Raw genomic sequence first — 16,790 nt, forward strand, 5'->3', positions numbered from 1 at the left:
GTTACTGAGCGTTTGGTTGATTCATCAATTGTTGGCTTCATAATAAATGATAATGGTTATCATTATCATTGTCAATGGTTTTTCTAAAAATATATATAAAACTTTGTATATTTTAAATAGAGATAAAAAAAGAACAGCATTAATGCTGTTCTTTTCCGTTGACGAATTGTTGTAAATCAAAAGGAGTTATCGCCTGGATAAATTCTTTTGAGATAAGTGTTTGAACGAGAGTGCTCTCAGAGATAGAAGCACCTGTTTTCTTTTCATAAGCTTGTTTTAATAAATCAAGTTTTTCAGCCGTTTCTTTCGGTAATTCAATTGTAAGTGTGTTCATAATTTCTCCCCCTTATTATTAGAGTACCACTACAGTATAGGAGAGACAAGAAAAGAGAATATGAAATATAAAAAAGGTTACCAAATTTTCAAATGGTAACCTTTTTTATGTATAAGAGTTATTAAGCAATACCGATATACTTTAAAGTTTTTGATGGAGTACTGTGATCAAAGAAGTGTTGTAAAAATGCAATATCAACACCTGATTTGTATGCACAATAACCCCAAGTTTTTCGAAGTGTATGTGAGCTAATCCCTTCTAATCCAACTTCTTTTGCAGCTTTGTTTAAAATGTACCATGCATGTTGTCTCGTAATAGATTTTGTTCCTTTTTGAGATTTTAACAATGGTTCATTACGTTTCCAAGTTTTACGTTCTTTCATGTAGTCTTCGATTGCGTGCTGTAAGTCTTCATTTACAGCAAACCATTTATGTTTCTTCACTTTTTCATTGTAAAATAAAATGGAATGGCGAACATTTTCATTTTCATCGATTACATCACTAACTTTTAATTGTAAGATTTCACTTACTTTTAAGCCAGAATTTACAGCTAATACGAATAATAAGCCATCACGTTTCGAAGATTGTAAAAGTATATTTTTGATAGTTTCTAATTGTTTTTCATTTTGAATAGGTTGTCCTGCTTGTTTCATTTCACGCACTCTCCTCTTTTATATGTGTAAAGGAAAGGATTAACTTGTTTCTTACTATAAAGGGAGAGTGTGAATTTCATGTGAACTCCTAGTGAAATTAAGACAAATTATTTGACTTCTTTTACTTTTTGTAAATTGAAATAGAATACAACACTGTTAGTCGTATTATACACACCATACTCGGCATGATGGAGGTCTAAAATGTTTTTTACAATAGATAATCCGAGACCGGTACCTCCAGTGTGACGGCTACGCGATGCATCTAGACGATAGAAGCGATCCCAAATTTTTTCAAGACTTTCTTCAGGGATAGGGTTTCCTGTATTCTCGATTTCGACTTTTACGGTATCTTCTGCTTCTATAATGGAGACTTGTATTTTTTCTCCCTCTGGCGTATAACGGATTGCATTACTTAGTAAGTTCACAACTACTTGCTCAATGCGACTGCGATTTGCTTTAACAAGTATAGAAGAGTCTGCATCGATGTTCACTTGTAAATGTTTTTCTTCCATGCTAAATAATAATTTTGTGTAGACTTGTTGCGTTAATTCACCGATTGAGAACGTCGTCATATCTAGTTTGTAAGTACCAGATTCCAACTTTGCTAATTCTAACATTTCAACAATCAGCCTGTTCATATTTTCTGTTTCTTCTAAAATAACATCAGTATAATACGAAGTATCCTTACTAACACCATCTTTAATTCCTTCTGCAAAACTTCTAATTACACTTAGCGGTGTTTTTAATTCGTGTGATACGCCAGAAATGAATTCTTTTCTTGTTTTTTCTAATTGACGTTCACGTTCAATATCTTGTTGTAACTTTGTATTAGCAACATTTAATCGATCGATTCGATCTTTTAAATTTACAGATAATGTATTGATACTGCCAGAAAGCCCGCCAATTTCATCGTCAGCTGTAACAGGTAATTTCTCGCTGAAATCAAAATTAGCCATTTTTTTTGTAACACGATTTATTTTAATTAATGGCTTAACAATGATTTTTGAGTAGTAGAAGGATAACAAAATAATTACGAGAAACACGATGATTAAGGCATAGACATAATAATCTTTTAAAACGAGCATCGCTTCATTAACAGGCTGCAAAGATGCTATCGCAAAAGCGTATTCTGTAATCCTTCCATTTTCTATAATCGGTTTTACAAAGATACTATTTTTTATATTTTCTCCGCCATCTAATATGAAAGTACTTAATTGGTTCGAGTTAGAAGTTCCCTCTCTAATCATATCTGCAAAATATTGAACGGCTTGTAATGTTTCAATATCATTTGCAAGACGAACCTCCGCTTTGGATGGGAGCTGTAACTTAGTTATAACACCTGTAAAGACAATTCGAGTTGTAGATTTGTATCGGCTTGCAAGTCTGTTCTTAGAAGGGTTACCATTAATTGACTGAAAATCCGAATAGAAATGTTCGTTCTGCCATTGATTATAATTCGTTCCTAATTTTTGTGGTGTGATTATATTATTCTCTTGTACGACTCCATCAACATTGATTATTACATCTTTTTTTAAACCTAAATTTTCGAATTTATTATATTCTTCTGGTGTTAAAAGATTATTGAGTGGAATGGAATACTGTTTATTATTGTTGGGATTAAATACATCGATATAGTAATTGTTATCACTTTTAATAATACCGTTAGAATCCAAAAACTGCATATCGGCATTTGTTTTATCATGAAATTCTTGTTTTAATTTTCTAACCTGCTCATAACTTTTATCACTTTTATCATAATTATCTACGAATTTTTCAAAAGCAGTTTGGACTGTTTTTACTTTCTTATTAATATAAAATTTCTCTAAAAATAGAGATTGTCCTAGGAAAAAAAGTAGGAATATGATTGTAAATAAAGTGGATGTTAATAAAAATAGTTTAAAGACGATACTTCTGTTTTTCACTGCGTCACCTCTTATGAGAAATACTGTAAATGATTTCTTTATCCCGCTTTAACGGGCAATAAGACTCCCACTTCAAAATTCGGCGAATACAAGGGAGTTAGGCGGGAGATCAATTGCCCGTAAAATCCGATTGGTTCAACTAATAATCAGTGGGGGATGGAAAAAACCTCCACTGATTAAAGTTTCACTTCATTATAACAAACGTTACAAGAAAGTAGAGGGGAGAAATCTGTCTCTTTATAAAGTAGTTATTTATAAAAAGTCACATAAAAAGAACTCGCCAGACGTATGACAAGTTCTTTAGTGTATTATTGTTGAATTGCTGCATCTAAAGCGATTTCAATCATTTCGTTAAATGTAGTTTGACGCTCTTCAGATGTTGTTTCTTCGCCAGTGAAGATGTGATCGCTAACTGTTAATACAGATAATGCATTTACACCGTATTTCGCTGCTAATGTGTAAAGAGCAGTTGTTTCCATTTCTACTGCTAATACACCGTAATCTCCAAGTTTTTTAACCATGTCCATGCTTTCACGATAAAACACATCTGCTGTTAAAACGTTACCGACACGAACGTGTAATCCTTTTTCAGTTCCAGCATCATAAGCTTTCTTTAAAAGGTCAAAGTTTGCAGCTGGTGCAAAATCAAATCCTGGGAATGTTAAACGGTTCATATTAGAATCAGTACAAGCCGTCATTGCGATAATAACATCACGAACTTTTACATCTTTTTGAATTGCACCGCAAGTTCCAACGCGAATTAAATTTTTAACTCCGTAGCTTTGGATTAATTCGTTTACATAAATAGAAATAGAAGGAACACCCATACCTGTACCTTGAACAGATACACGTTTTCCTTTATAAGTTCCAGTGAAACCTAACATACCACGCACATTATTATAGCAAGTAACGTCCTCTAGAAATGTTTCAGCGATATATTTTGCACGTAATGGATCACCAGGTAATAGAATAGATTCAGCGATTTCGCCTTGTTTTGCTTCGATATGTACACTCATAAAAAAGTCCTCCTTATAATGTATTGATAGAAATCAATATCATTTGCATTATACACTACGAATCCTTTCAATTAAAATCTTTTTATTATTTGTAATATGTACAAAATAGGAGGATTTCATAAATCATAATCTAGAATATATATCTTAAGAAGTTTTGTATGAATAGAGACAATAAAAATGGTAGGTGATGTTTTGAAAAATCTTGTCATTGGGCTTATTGCGTTAGTACTTATTGTGGCAGGAGGATTTTACATAAAAAAATATCAAGAAAACGAAGAGACTGTAGGAGATGTTCAGGAAGTAAAGTGGGATGTTTCAAATGGAAAGGGAAATGAGAAAGTAGATATTGTATTTCAGTTGTTAAACAACAAGAATAATGAAATTCGTGGTGTAAATGATCAAATGCGGGCAGTGATTGTAGATGGACAGTTAAAAAACATACAACAAATTAAACCCACATTTGCAGGGAACGGGTCATATAAGTTATCTTCCAAAATAGCGAAAGACGAAGAATATACAATATTTTTATACGAAGACAAAAATAAGTCCGTAGAGTCATTCGCTAGGAAGAATTTTGGTAGAACGAAAGAGGAGAACAATAAGAAAAAAGTGAAATTTCCAATCGACAGTGTACTTACAAAAAAAATAGGAGAGTATGAAGTTTCTCTTTTATTTGGCGCATTACATCCGAATGAACCAGTTACGTTAACATTTCAGTTTCAAGCGAAAAAGGGTGAAAAATTGAAATTGCATTCAGAGAGAGGAGAAGTAGAGTCACTCTATATAGTGGATGAAATGAAGGAGAATTTTTTATACGCTATGCCTGTAGATACGGATGAGCAATTACAATACCGAATTACATTTCCTGCCGAGGGCACGTATAAAATGTGGGGGAATTTCTATATAAATGGTAAGAAGTATGAAAAAGAATTTATTGTACAAGTTCAAAAAAGAAAAAACAGCTAAGAATTTAGCTGTTTTTTCTTTTTCCTATTAATTTTGTTACAGAGAGCATTGTAATTGGTAAAGAATGATTCTTCCTAAATGCTAAATATTTACCGCTCCATGCTGGTTTATATTTTTCTTTAAAATGTCGTAATCCGCTGAAACTATACGTATAACGAACGTTATTAAAGATTGCAGCAGCCACTCGTTCAGACCAGAAAGACTGTGTGGATAAACCAACATTTGAAAGTGGTGCCATACCGATATTAAAGGAGTGGTATTCATTTTCTTTTGCCCACTGGAATAAGTGGATGAAAATTGCGTCCATAATGCCGCTAGGCGCATCTGGATAATATCGCATTAAATCGACAGATAATGATCCGTTTTGATATACAGGCATGAATGTTGTGAATGCAATAATTTTTCCATCCGCATCAGATAATGTTGCGATAGGAGCGCGACTAATATATTCACGATCGAAGTATCCGAGTGAAAAACCTTTCTCTTTTTTTCCACCAAGCCATGCATCTGAAACTTTTCTTAACTCTTCATATAATTCGTCGGAGAAAGGTGGCTCATGAATAGAGAATGTATAGCCTTCTCTTTCAAAACGGTTGAAAGTAGCTCGCATGCCAGCGCGTTTCTTTCCTGTTATTGTAAAGGTATTTAAATCAACAACAGCTTCTTCACCAAGCTTAAAGAAGTTATAACCAAAATCGTGGTATAAACTCATCCATTTACTTTCAATTTGATAGAATACACAAATGTATCCAAATCGATCAGCCTCAGCTAAAAACTCTTGCAATACAGTACGATAGGAGGAAGGGGCCCCAATTGGATCACCTAGTACAATAAGTCGTTTTCCAGTTATTGAGAAGAGAATGAGTGCTTTTCCATCACTACTGAAAAAGAATTGTTTATCTCCTAAAAAACCTAAATGACTAAGTACATTTCCACCATGTTCATCTAAGAAGTTTTGTAATCGTTTATCATTAGCTGGTTGCCCGGGAAATTCATTTCGATAACGATTTGCAATGAGTGAACCAATTAGTAAAAAAGTAGGAACAAAAAAGGCAGCTGCTAATGCACTTCGTTTTACTTGTGTAATATTACGAACGACAAAATCAGGTTTGAAAGCTTCTTTTGCACCTGCAAATAAAATACCTAAGTTTTTATATAAATATAACGTTACAAGTAGGAATATAAAAACTTTTACGATATCGGAAAGTGAGACTTCCATTTTCTCACGTACAAACCTTTTACGAAGCATATACAATACAGCGAGTACGATTAATAAAATAAAAGTTTCTTCAACATCAATTCCTTTTAGTGTGTTAAAAATAGCCGCTCCAATTAAAGAAACAATCGTCATATAATAAGAACGTTTTGTTCCGTAATATATCCCCCGCGAAAGAATGAGGAGGAGGATACCGAATGTTAGCGATAAGCTAAAAGAAAATTGAATAAGATGTTTTGGAGCTAGAATATGTAAGGCGTGTGCCCGATTTATACTTGTCGGTAGAATGGTTGATAAAATAACCATTAAGCCAGCAAATACTGTTAAAGCAGCAGATGCCCAAGAACCTAACTTTCCTAGAAAGTCACGCTGCAAAGTCCATATAACACCAGTTGTCTCTAATGCAGGCGCAATAAAAGGTTTATCTTCAAACTTTTTAATGGCTACTCCTGTCATTTCAAAAGCTGCAAAAATGAGACCAAGGCAGAAGGGCAAGATGTAATAGACGAGACGATATAATAACATAGCAGGGAGTAAAACACCTGTATCGATGCCGTATTGCCCAAGCCCAGTTAAGAAGACAAGATCAAATGATCCAAGGCCACCAGGAACAAGACTAACGACACCAGCTAAAGCAGCAATAACATATACGCCTAAAAACTTTTGGAATTCAATTTCAATGCCAAATAATAGTAATATGACGTACATAACAATACCAGCAGATACCCATTCGACTAATGAAACTAATGAGTATAAAACAGTTGGGTTTTTCTCCTCTTCTTCTTGTTCCTCTGTTTGCGTCGCTTTTCTATTTTTTAATTTAGAAAATCCGATATATATAGGGACGAAAAGAGCGAAGAAGATAAGAACAGGCCATAGCCATGGTTTTTCATGCAAAATAAATCTCGTGTCTAATATTCCGATAAGACCAAGAAATGAAAGAATGGCTAATCCATTAATAAAGGCAGTTGTCATCCAAGCGATACTTTTAATAAGTTTTCCATTTTCTTTTATATATGGACGATAAAGCATTGTGCGTACGCCGGCTCCAACAAGACCACCAAACCCGATAAATCCATTTAAAGTATTAGCAATCCACGAGATACGGAAAATCTTTTGGACAGGAATATCAGCTTTTAAGTAACGAAGCATAACATAGTCATAAAAGAACATTGTTGATACAGCGAATGCACCAAGTGTAATTGCTAAAAAGACTCCTCCAGTTGGAATGTTTTTAATTGTATCAATCGCTTCTAAAAAAGAAATGCCCGCTAATTCTTTTTTTGCTTGAAAGAATACAATTGTTAATACAACAAATGGGAAGATAATTTTCCCGATTTGTAAGAAACGTTTCCATGAAAACGACATAAATACAACTCTCCTTGTATAAGAAAACTGAGACAATAATATTATTATGACAAACTTCAAGAAAAATAAAAAGGTAATTTCCTGTATAGGGGAGCTATTTTTTATATAGGTATATTTAAAAGAATATTTTGTTTATCGGAAAATTAAGTTAGAATAAGGTGAAAGAAGGGTGAGGGGGGAGTATATGATTATAAAAGGTTACGTAGGATATGAGTTAGAAAAAGAGAAACCTAATACATCAGAAGATTTTTTTAACAGATCTGAAGTGACATATATATTAAATGGTAAAGAGAAAACTTTTTCGGTTTTATACGTTCGATATTTTGAAGAAGTTTTACAAGAAATTACTCCTTTTGAAGGAAATCCAGTGTATAAAGTAGAAGAACAAAACATATATTTGCGCGATATTGTAGCGATATGTTGTTTAATGAAAGATAAGGAGCTTCGTGCGCAAAAACGTTTGTATTTAAATAATATGGAAGAATTTCAACAATATTTTGATGAGGGAACGGTGTCGAAAGTACAAGAAATATTGGCTGAATTACATAAAAATAAAAGAGTAGAAATAGCGTGAAATGGCAAAGGAGAGAGAAAAAATGTCTAATTTGATGGTTGAAAATCAAACAGAACAAGTTTCTATATTTTTAGAAGATGCTATTAATTTGATAACCAATTATGTAAATTATCATACGTTACCTTCTTTATTAGAGGAAACACCAGCAGGGAATGAGCGATATTATAAAGGGTTATTAGCATCAATGAGACGACTTCTCGTTTTTTGCGAAGAAGGACAGGATGCATGTTTTGTTTTGTTGAATAGCCAGCCATTTCGAAAAACAGCAGCTGAAAAAATTTTATATAAGATTTACCATCAAGTAATTGCAGAGTTTTTTTCACCGAAGAGTGATCATTGGTATGAAAATAGTCGGTCTGCATATACAGGGAAAAATTCTATCGTTTTTCAACAAACACCACCTGCATCTTTAGAGCAAGTGATGAAGAGTTTAGAAGGTAAATTTCAATTGATGCGTGAAGAACTAGAATATTATGAGACGGATTATCAGACAAAGATGTTACACAAATATTGATTGAGGAAAAGAAGCTAAGGTGACTTAGCTTCTTTTCCTTTTGTACAGTTATATAAGGGATTTTCATTGAATATAGTTAAGTGGATAGCATTAGGGAGGTGCAACATGAATCAGCAAGGTGTATTTACAGATTACTTTCATGAAGTAGAAAATTGGTGTGAAAGTGTTCTTCACGTATTAGATAGTCGCGCAATGGAAGTGTATGATGTCCATATGCTTGCTTATAAAATTCAGACGTTATTAGAGCGTATGAAAGAGCATGAGTATGAAACAGATGCAGAGTTTATGTATGAAATAAGCGATGATGTAGAACATATTCAGCATCACTTGCAGGAAGTATTTATGCAAGAAGAAGAGGAATATGAATTATATGAAAGAGGGGATAGTGAACGAGCTGTCCCAATTGGAGGACATACACTCCCGCCATTACCTTATCCATATAATGCGTTAGAACCGTATATTTCTAAAGAGATTATGATGTTACATCATGATAAACATCATCGGAGTTACGTGGAAGGATTAAATAAAGCAGAGAAGATGATGGAAGAAGCGAGAAAAACAAATAAATTTGATTTAATTAAGCATTGGGAAAGGGAAGCGGCTTTTCATGGGTCAGGTCATTACTTACACACGATATTTTGGAATAACATGAAAAAAGACGGTGGTGGAAGTCCAAGAGGAACTTTTTCACAACAAATTGAACAAGATTTTGGGAGCTTTTTACGTTTCCAAAAACATTTTACAGAAGCAGCCTCTAAAGTAGAAGGTTCAGGCTGGGCAATTCTCGTTTGGGTACCCCGGTCTGGAAGGTTAGAAATTTTGCAAAGTACACTTCATCAATTATTTACACAATGGGATACGATACCGCTCCTTGTACTAGATGTCTGGGAACATGCGTATTATTTACAATACCAAAATCGAAAAGATGAATATATTAAAAACTGGTGGAATGTTGTAAATTGGCCTGATGTAGAAAAAAGGTTTGAAACTGCGAAACAAATTGAATGGACACCATATTAGACGCAAATTCTCTGCGTCTTTTTTAATGGAAGTAGAAGGAAGATTTCGTTCATATTTTAAAAGGCCAAGCATACACTTGTACAAAAAGTGCCAAAAGGACGTGGGGGGAAATATGAGACGAATTTGTGTAATCATTACGCTTCTTATGATGTATGCAAGCGTTATGCCGATTCCTACATATGCAAAGATGAACAGCAATGTTAGTGCTCGAAATGCTGTATTAATGGAGCAACAGTCTGGTCGTGTATTATACGGAAAGGCAGAACATGAGCCTCAAAAAATTGCTAGTATAACAAAAATTATGACCGCCTTATTAGCTGCTGAATCAGGGAAGATGAAAGAAATGGTATCAGTTAGTAATGAAGCGGTGAGGGTGGAAGGATCGGCAATCTATTTAAAGCCTGGACAAAAAGTGAAGTTAGAAGATTTAGTATACGGACTCATGCTTAGATCTGGTAATGACGCAGCGCAAGTAATTGCTGAAAGTGTGGGTGGGAGTATAGATGGATTCGTATATTTAATGAATCAAAAAGCGAAAGAAATTGGAATGAAAGATACGCACTTCTCAAACCCTCATGGCTTAGATGGAGATGGATCACATTATTCGTCGGCTTACGATATGGCATTATTAACGAAATATGCAATGGGAAACGAGACATTTAAGAAAATCTTTGGAACCAAAACATATAAATCAGATTCTTGGGATTACCCGTGGAAAAATAAACATAAGCTGGTAACGTCTTATTATGAATTTGCAACAGGGGGAAAAACAGGCTTTACGAAGAAAGCTGGGCGAACGCTTGTTACAACGGCATCAAAAGGTGGACTAGATTTAATTGTCGTAACTTTGAGTGCCTCTAGTGATTGGGATGATCATATGAATTTGTTTGATAAAGGTTTTGACCGTTTCAAACAAACGAAAGTTTTAGGACAAGGAGCAATTGCTGAAATAAATGAAAAGAAGTATGCCAACCATGTTTATACGAAAAATAGTTTTTCGGTACCGTTAACTGAAGAAGAAAAAAAGAACGTAGTATTAAAAGTTGAACTCGATAAAAGTACAAAACTTACGGATGGAGTAAAGGTTGGGAAGACAGACATTTATGTTGGTAATGAAAAAGTTGGAGAACGGAATTTATTTTATAGTAAACGAAAGTTAGTAGCTACAACGGGACTTTACTGGAATAATGTGAAAGAAATTTTTTCTTACATGATAGGTGTTGGGAACGATGGTTAATCTCGTATGGGTAGCGATGGCTGTCATTGGGATTGTATACGCCATGATAAATGGAACGATGGAAGAAGTGAATAAAGCTGTATTTGACGGAGCAAAAGATGCGGTAACGATTTGTATAGGACTTATTAGTGTTTTAGTATTTTGGCTCGGTTTAATGAAAATTGCAGAGGAAGCCGGATTGTTAAAAAAATTAGTTACACTTTTTATGCCGATAGTAAAAAGGTTGTTTCCAGAAATACCAAAGAATCATCCGTCTATGGGATTTATTCTATCAAATATGATGGCAAACTTTTTTGGTCTAGGTAATGCAGCGACCCCTCTTGGTATTAAAGCGATGGAACAACTGAAAGAGTTAAATGGAGGAAAGGATTCGGCGAGCCGTTCTATGGTGACGTTTCTAGCATTAAATACATCAGCTATTACATTAATTCCTACGACAGTCATTTCCATTCGAATGACGTATGAATCAGCGAATCCTACTGAAATTGTTGGGGTAACATTTATTGCACAAGTACTTTCTATGATTGGGGCAATTTGGATTGACCGCTATTTTTACCGAAGAAGGAGTAGAAAGGGGCGGAAAAAATGAGCATTGTAAATACAATTTCCTTATGGGTAATCCCTTGTGTAATTGGTTTTATCCTTTTATATGGCACAATAAAGAAAGTACCGACGTATGAATCGTTCGTTGAGGGAGGAAAAGAAGGGATTCAAATTGCAATTTCCATCTTACCGTTTATGGTTGGAATGCTTGTGTCTATTTCTATATTCCGGTCTTCAGGTGCGTTAGATGCAATGATATCGGTAATGAAGCCAATGTTAGATTTGATCCATGTTCCAGCAGAAATTGTACCCTTAGCACTTATACGCCCTATTTCAGGCTCTGCTGGTTTAAGTATTACGACCGATTTAATTGCAACATATGGGCCAGATTCGTTTATTGGGAGATTGGCTTCTACGATGCAAGGGAGCACAGATACGACTTTCTATATTTTAACTGTATATTTTGGAGCGGTTGGGATTAGAAAAATGGGGGATGCACTAAAAGTAGGACTTTTTGCAGATTTAATCGGGATTATATGCTCAATTGTGTTCGTTTCTTTATTGTTTCAGTAATACTATTCATTTTTTACGCTATTTCGCTTATAATACGTATACGACCACTATTAAGGTGTAGCTTAATAGTGGTTTTTTTATGTGGTATTTTTGACAAAATGATGAACTTTTATTGTGAGAAATATGAAAAATATGGACAATAATAAAGGGTAAAAACATGATTTGACCTTTATATGTTTATTATCATCGCTATGTTGTTTAAGTAAGATGAAGCGAATAGCCGTAAAGCGTATGCGGTTGCCAAGTCTTTCTAATGTAAGGTAAGATAAATTCGAGGTGAAAAAAAGAAATGGAACGATTACAAAAAGTGATTGCGCAAGCAGGTATTGCATCGAGAAGAAAGGCTGAGGAATTAATTCAGCAAGGAAAAGTGAAAGTTAATGGAAAAATAGTGAAAGAGTTAGGGACAAAAGTAACTCCTCAAGATAAAGTAGAAGTAAATAACATCCCTCTTGAAAAAGAAGAACCTGTTTATTTTTTACTATATAAACCAACTGGCGTAATTTCAAGTGTATCAGACGATAAAGGAAGAAGTGTTGTAACGGACTTTTTCCCGGAAATTACACAACGTTTATTCCCAATCGGACGCTTAGATTATGATACGTCTGGCGTATTATTAATGACAAACGATGGGGACTTCGCAAACGTATTAATGCATCCTAGATATAAAGTTGAAAAAACATATGTTGCAAAAATAAAAGGGCCATTAACAGGTGAGAAAATTCGCATGTTAGAACGCGGTGTTACGTTAGAAGACGGTAAAACAGCACCAGCACGTGTGAAAATTATTTCTTGGGACAAGCGTAAAGAGATGGCTATTGTACAATTAACAATTCATGAAGGACGTAATCGTCAAGTACGTCGTATGTTTGAAGCGTTAGACTGTAAAGTAGTGAAATTAAAACGTGAACGTTATGCTTTCTTAGAAGTAGGAAGCCTGCGACCTGGTGATGCGAGAGAATTGACACCACATGAGGTGAAACAATTACGCGCGCTTGCTTCTACAAAGCCAAGATAAGCTATAGAGTTAAAAATTCACCAGTGGAGTGCTCTGCTGGTGATTTATTCAATACAACATTTACAGAAGATAATACATAACATTTACCGAGGAGAGGAGAGGTAATATGAAGAAAAATCGCTTATTATTTCGCGTTATTATTCTACTCATTTTATGTGGTGCTGTAGGATTTACCCTTTATCAAGGATTCTTTGCTAATAAAGAGAAAATGCAAATCGGAAAAGAAGCACCTAACTTTATTGTGACGGATTTAGAAGGAAAGAAAATTGAACTAAAAGATTTAAAGGGAAAAGGTGTATTTTTAAACTTTTGGGGCACGTGGTGTAAACCTTGTGAAAAAGAAATGCCTTATATGAATGAATTATATCCAAAGTATAAAGAAAAAGGCGTTGAAATCATAGCGTTAGATGCAGATGAAACGGATATTGCAGTAAAGAACTTTGTGAACCAATATGGTTTGAAATTCCCAGTTGCCATTGATAAAGGACAAAAGATTATAGGAACATATGGAGTAGGTCCTTTACCGACAAGCTTTTTGATTGATAAAGATGGAAAAGTAGTGGAGCAAATTATAGGGGAACAAACGAAAGAACAGTTAGAAGGGTATTTAAAGAAAATTACTCCGTAATAAAGAAAGCCTTTACATAAGGGGTGCGTGTTTATAGTGCCTCTGGTTTAAAAATTCTGAGTATTGCGGTAACTCGAGGTTAGAATATACAATAGTACATATAGATACAGGGGCGGTGAGAGTGTTGAAAGAAATTAAATGTGAATGTGGACATGTTAATCCGATAGGAACCGTTTTTTGTGAAGCTTGCGGGAAACCATTTGAAAGCAATGAAAATGCAAAACTATTGGATATGCGCTATGAGGGGAGTGCACGGAGATCTCTCACGCAGACAAAAACGATAGTCGATAAAATTTGGAGCTTTTTCTCTTCTGTAAAAGTAGGTGTATGGCTAATCGTAATAACTTTAGCTGCATCAGCGATAGGAACTATATTTCCGCAAGAAATGTACATAACTCCAGGTATTGCACCAGCTGAATATTATAAACAAGAATACGGATTTTTAGGACAATTATACTATCAATTAGGGTTTAATAATTTATACGGTTCATGGTGGTATATGATTTTGATTGCTTCTATCGGTATTTCACTTGTGATATGTAGTTTAGACCGCGTTATTCCACTTTATAAAGCTTTAAAAAAGCAAGGCGTAAAAAGACATCCTAGTTTTTTAAAGAGACAGAGATTATATGGGACTGGTACACCGCAAGAAGGTGACCTGGAAAGAGTGCAAGAGAATTTAAAGAAAAGAAACTATAACGTGAAAGTGGAAGACGGAAACGTTTTAGCAGAAAAGGGACGCTTCTCGCGTTGGGGTCCATATGTAAATCATATCGGTCTTATTATCTTTTTATTCGGTGCGATGCTTCGTTTTTTACCGAGTATGTACGTAGACGAAGCACTTTGGTTACGTGACGGTGAAACGAAAGAAATACCAGGGACGGATGGACAATACTACTTAAAAAACGAGAAATTTATAAAAGAAGTTTATGATAAAAGTAAGGACAAGGAAGTTTTTGATGAAGCGATTGATCGTGTAGGAGATAAAATGATTGCGAAAAACTTCCAAACGAATGCCGTATTATATAAAGCAGTAGGAGAAAATATAACAGGACAAAAACCGAAATTAGAAAAAGTAAAAGAAGCGGAAATTCGAGTGAATGAACCACTGAAATTTGATCAATTTGCAGTGTATCAAGTGGATTATAAAGAAAGTGAATTTAAAAGTATGTCCTTTAACTTGCAAAATAAAGAAAATAATCAAAAGTGGGGACCAATTAAAGTAGATTTAACGAATCCTAAGGAAAAATATGATTTAGGAAATGGTTATTCTCTAGAACTATTAAGCTATTTTCCTGATTTTTATTTTGATGAGAATGGAAAACCAAATACAAAAACGAAATTACCAAACAATCCTGCATTTGTATTTAAAATGTTTACACCTGAAACACCAGATGGTGAAGTGAGTTTTGTTGGTATTCAGCAAAATATAGAACCAGATGGAAACAACAAATATAAAATGTCGTTTGCAGGTGTTGAAATGCAAAATGCAACAGCACTTACTGTAAGAAAAGATTTAACGCTTTGGATTCTCGGCATTGGAGGATTTATATTTATGGTTGGTGTCATTCAAGGTATGTATTGGAATCATCGCCGTATTTGGATACAACGTGTTAATGATGAATGGTGGATTGCAGGGCATACAAATAAAAATTGGTTCGGTTTAAAGAAAGATATTGAAAGAGTACTAGAAGGTACAGCAATTCCACAGCCAAATGATAAAGTAATTGATAAAAAAATTAGTTAAGGTGGGGAAACGATATGGTGCAAATAAGTAGTAACTTTCTCTTTACCGCATTTATTTTATATTTAATTGCCACTCTATTTTTCGGGGGAGCAATTAAAGAAAAGGGTCATAAATGGGCAAATGTAGGAATAACGATTACAATTTTAGGGTTTATTGCACAAACAGTATATTTTGTTACAAGGTGGATTGCATCAGGACATGCGCCAGTTAGTAACTTTTTTGAATTCGGTACATTTTTCGGCATGATGCTTGTAGGAGCATTTATTGTCATGTATTTTATGTACCGTGTAAGCATAATCGGACTATTTGCATTACCAGTTGCGCTTTTATTAATTGCCTATGCAAGTATGTTTCCGAGGGAAATATCTCCGCTTATTCCATCTTTAAAAAGTAATTGGTTACATATTCACGTGACGACGGCAGCAGCAGGACAAGCCATTTTAGCGATTAGTTTTATTACAGGTGTTATGTATTTATTGAAAAATGTAGATCAATCGACGAGAAGTAAACGTACATTTTGGCTAGAGACGGTAGTATTTACACTTGTTTGTACAGTTGGATTTATTGGAGTAACAACGGTATTTTCTAGTATGAAATATGAAGCGAAGTTTCAATGGATTGATAAAAATGAACAACAAGTGGAAATGAAATACAATCTTCCGGCTTTAGTTGGACCGCACGAAGGGAAGTTACTGACAGAAAATAAATTAGAACCGGCAGTTGAAGTTCCAGCGATTGTAAATGCGAAAAAATTAAATACTGTTATTTGGTCAGTGTTAGTTGGAACATTACTGTATATTGTATTAAGACTTGTTTTACGGAAGCGAGTATCGGCGGCACTTCAGCCGTTAGTAAAGAATACGAATAGTGATTTACTAGATGAAATCGGATATCGATCTATTGCAATTGGATTCCCAGTGTTCACATTAGGTGCATTAATTTTTGCGATGATTTGGGCACAAATAGCGTGGACACGTTTTTGGGGTTGGGATCCAAAAGAGGTTTGGGCACTTATCACTTGGCTCTTTTATGCGGCAGTATTACATTTACGCCTATCAAAAGGATGGCATGGAGAGAAGTCAGCTTGGCTTGCAGTAATTGGTTTTGCAATCATTATGTTTAACTTTATTGTAGTAAACTTAATTATTGCCGGTTTACATTCATATGCATAGAGAAATAAAATAGGGGAGTGCATGTCACTTTCCTATTTTATTTTTGTCAACTTTTCTTCTTTTTTGAGAAAAACATGACAAAGTAGCGGTTGATTTTGTAAAATGATGTCGAGGACATTATATGCTGTTCAAAAAAAATACATAGTTTTGGAAAAAAATTGAACAAAATTTATTATTCTTGTGAAGCATAATATGGGAAGTGAAACATTTAGAAGATTGCTTAAATAAACGAGAATAGCGCAACATAATAGTTAAAGAAGGGTAGGTGTGAACCGCTGAGGTGAGAGTGC

General features: G+C 34.5%; 16 protein-coding genes. 11 read left to right on the forward strand and 5 right to left on the reverse strand.

The annotated features are described in order from the left end of the window. Window positions 1–139: 139 nt before the first annotated feature. The 4 genes from ACZDYH_RS10130 to deoD all read right to left on the reverse strand — a co-directional run bounded on the left by ACZDYH_RS10130 (window position 140) and on the right by deoD (window position 3,924). Window positions 140–334 (reverse strand): DUF3924 domain-containing protein, encoded by a 195-nt coding sequence (locus ACZDYH_RS10130; RefSeq protein WP_001094860.1) that lies wholly within the window; start codon window positions 332–334, stop codon window positions 140–142. Window positions 335–455: 121 nt separating this feature from the next. Then, complete coding sequence (locus tag ACZDYH_RS10135; protein ID WP_000806236.1) at window positions 456–986, reverse strand: tyrosine-type recombinase/integrase; 531 nt, start codon at window positions 984–986, stop codon at window positions 456–458. A gap of 107 nt (window positions 987–1,093) precedes the next feature. Beyond that, complete coding sequence (locus tag ACZDYH_RS10140; RefSeq protein WP_000797518.1) at window positions 1,094–2,908, reverse strand: sensor histidine kinase; 1,815 nt, start codon at window positions 2,906–2,908, stop codon at window positions 1,094–1,096. A 308-nt stretch (window positions 2,909–3,216) separates the two neighbouring features. Further along, window positions 3,217–3,924, reverse strand: a complete 708-nt coding sequence (gene deoD, locus ACZDYH_RS10145; RefSeq protein WP_000110707.1) for a purine-nucleoside phosphorylase — start codon at window positions 3,922–3,924, stop codon at window positions 3,217–3,219. A 177-nt stretch (window positions 3,925–4,101) separates the two neighbouring features. Between deoD and ACZDYH_RS10150 the strand changes: the two genes are divergently transcribed. Further along, window positions 4,102–4,890, forward strand: coding sequence for a hypothetical protein (locus tag ACZDYH_RS10150; RefSeq protein WP_166694837.1), 789 nt, complete (start codon window positions 4,102–4,104; stop codon window positions 4,888–4,890). Between the two features lie 4 nt (window positions 4,891–4,894). Here ACZDYH_RS10150 and mprF read toward each other — a convergent pair whose 3' ends face one another. Next, window positions 4,895–7,474, reverse strand: coding sequence for a bifunctional lysylphosphatidylglycerol flippase/synthetase MprF (gene mprF / locus ACZDYH_RS10155; protein ID WP_000010845.1), 2,580 nt, complete (start codon window positions 7,472–7,474; stop codon window positions 4,895–4,897). Between the two features lie 184 nt (window positions 7,475–7,658). Here mprF and ACZDYH_RS10160 point away from each other — a divergent pair, with 184 nt between their 5' ends. The 10 genes from ACZDYH_RS10160 to resC all read left to right on the forward strand — a co-directional run bounded on the left by ACZDYH_RS10160 (window position 7,659) and on the right by resC (window position 16,500). Then, a complete protein-coding gene (locus ACZDYH_RS10160) occupies window positions 7,659–8,048 on the forward strand; it encodes a hypothetical protein (protein ID WP_000584367.1) in 390 nt (129 codons plus the stop codon). Window positions 8,049–8,070: 22 nt separating this feature from the next. Continuing rightward, window positions 8,071–8,562: a YpuI family protein gene (locus tag ACZDYH_RS10165; RefSeq protein WP_000067557.1), complete on the forward strand. Its 492-nt coding sequence runs from the start codon at window positions 8,071–8,073 to the stop codon at window positions 8,560–8,562. Window positions 8,563–8,667: 105 nt separating this feature from the next. Further along, window positions 8,668–9,582, forward strand: a complete 915-nt coding sequence (locus tag ACZDYH_RS10170; RefSeq protein ID WP_001075741.1) for a superoxide dismutase — start codon at window positions 8,668–8,670, stop codon at window positions 9,580–9,582. Between the two features lie 112 nt (window positions 9,583–9,694). Beyond that, window positions 9,695–10,819 carry a D-alanyl-D-alanine carboxypeptidase DacB gene (gene dacB, locus ACZDYH_RS10175; protein WP_001252638.1) on the forward strand — a complete coding sequence of 375 codons (1,125 nt, stop codon included), beginning with the start codon at window positions 9,695–9,697 and terminating at the stop codon, window positions 10,817–10,819. After that, a complete protein-coding gene (gene spmA / locus ACZDYH_RS10180; RefSeq protein WP_121868160.1) occupies window positions 10,812–11,408 on the forward strand; it encodes a spore maturation protein SpmA in 597 nt (198 codons plus the stop codon). Before dacB ends, spmA begins: the two co-directional genes overlap by 8 nt. After that, window positions 11,405–11,935: a spore maturation protein SpmB gene (spmB, locus tag ACZDYH_RS10185; protein ID WP_000029514.1), complete on the forward strand. Its 531-nt coding sequence runs from the start codon at window positions 11,405–11,407 to the stop codon at window positions 11,933–11,935. The genes spmA and spmB overlap by 4 nt, the downstream gene beginning before the upstream one ends. A 289-nt stretch (window positions 11,936–12,224) precedes the next feature. After that, entirely contained in the window at window positions 12,225–12,953 is a 729-nt protein-coding gene (rluB, locus tag ACZDYH_RS10190) for a 23S rRNA pseudouridine(2605) synthase RluB (RefSeq protein ID WP_000440556.1), read from the forward strand. Window positions 12,954–13,059: 106 nt separating this feature from the next. Further along, on the forward strand, window positions 13,060–13,581 hold the full coding sequence (gene resA / locus ACZDYH_RS10195; protein WP_000742192.1) for a thiol-disulfide oxidoreductase ResA: 522 nt from the start codon (window positions 13,060–13,062) through the stop codon (window positions 13,579–13,581). Between the two features lie 121 nt (window positions 13,582–13,702). Then, window positions 13,703–15,328: a cytochrome c biogenesis protein ResB gene (resB, locus tag ACZDYH_RS10200; protein WP_166694838.1), complete on the forward strand. Its 1,626-nt coding sequence runs from the start codon at window positions 13,703–13,705 to the stop codon at window positions 15,326–15,328. Between the two features lie 14 nt (window positions 15,329–15,342). Next, window positions 15,343–16,500, forward strand: a complete 1,158-nt coding sequence (gene resC, locus ACZDYH_RS10205; RefSeq protein ID WP_000250083.1) for a cytochrome c biogenesis protein ResC — start codon at window positions 15,343–15,345, stop codon at window positions 16,498–16,500. The last annotated feature ends 290 nt before the right edge of the window (window positions 16,501–16,790 follow it).

It is taken from the genome of Bacillus sp. EB V-12 (assembly GCF_056158125.1).

Excerpts from the sequence above, each read along its gene's own strand:
- ACZDYH_RS10130 (WP_001094860.1), bottom strand. The coding sequence starts at position 334 with ATGAACACACTTACAATTGAATTACCGAAAGAAACGGCTGAAAAACTT.
- ACZDYH_RS10135 (WP_000806236.1), bottom strand. The coding sequence starts at position 986 with ATGAAACAAGCAGGACAACCTATTCAAAATGAAAAACAATTAGAAACT.
- deoD (WP_000110707.1), bottom strand. The coding sequence starts at position 3,924 with ATGAGTGTACATATCGAAGCAAAACAAGGCGAAATCGCTGAATCTATT.
- ACZDYH_RS10150 (WP_166694837.1), top strand. The coding sequence starts at position 4,102 with ATGGTAGGTGATGTTTTGAAAAATCTTGTCATTGGGCTTATTGCGTTA.
- mprF (WP_000010845.1), bottom strand. The coding sequence starts at position 7,474 with ATGTCGTTTTCATGGAAACGTTTCTTACAAATCGGGAAAATTATCTTC.
- ACZDYH_RS10160 (WP_000584367.1), top strand. The coding sequence starts at position 7,659 with ATGATTATAAAAGGTTACGTAGGATATGAGTTAGAAAAAGAGAAACCT.
- ACZDYH_RS10165 (WP_000067557.1), top strand. The coding sequence starts at position 8,071 with ATGTCTAATTTGATGGTTGAAAATCAAACAGAACAAGTTTCTATATTT.
- ACZDYH_RS10170 (WP_001075741.1), top strand. The coding sequence starts at position 8,668 with ATGAATCAGCAAGGTGTATTTACAGATTACTTTCATGAAGTAGAAAAT.
- dacB (WP_001252638.1), top strand. The coding sequence starts at position 9,695 with ATGAGACGAATTTGTGTAATCATTACGCTTCTTATGATGTATGCAAGC.
- spmA (WP_121868160.1), top strand. The coding sequence starts at position 10,812 with ATGGTTAATCTCGTATGGGTAGCGATGGCTGTCATTGGGATTGTATAC.
- spmB (WP_000029514.1), top strand. The coding sequence starts at position 11,405 with ATGAGCATTGTAAATACAATTTCCTTATGGGTAATCCCTTGTGTAATT.
- rluB (WP_000440556.1), top strand. The coding sequence starts at position 12,225 with ATGGAACGATTACAAAAAGTGATTGCGCAAGCAGGTATTGCATCGAGA.
- resA (WP_000742192.1), top strand. The coding sequence starts at position 13,060 with ATGAAGAAAAATCGCTTATTATTTCGCGTTATTATTCTACTCATTTTA.
- resC (WP_000250083.1), top strand. The coding sequence starts at position 15,343 with ATGGTGCAAATAAGTAGTAACTTTCTCTTTACCGCATTTATTTTATAT.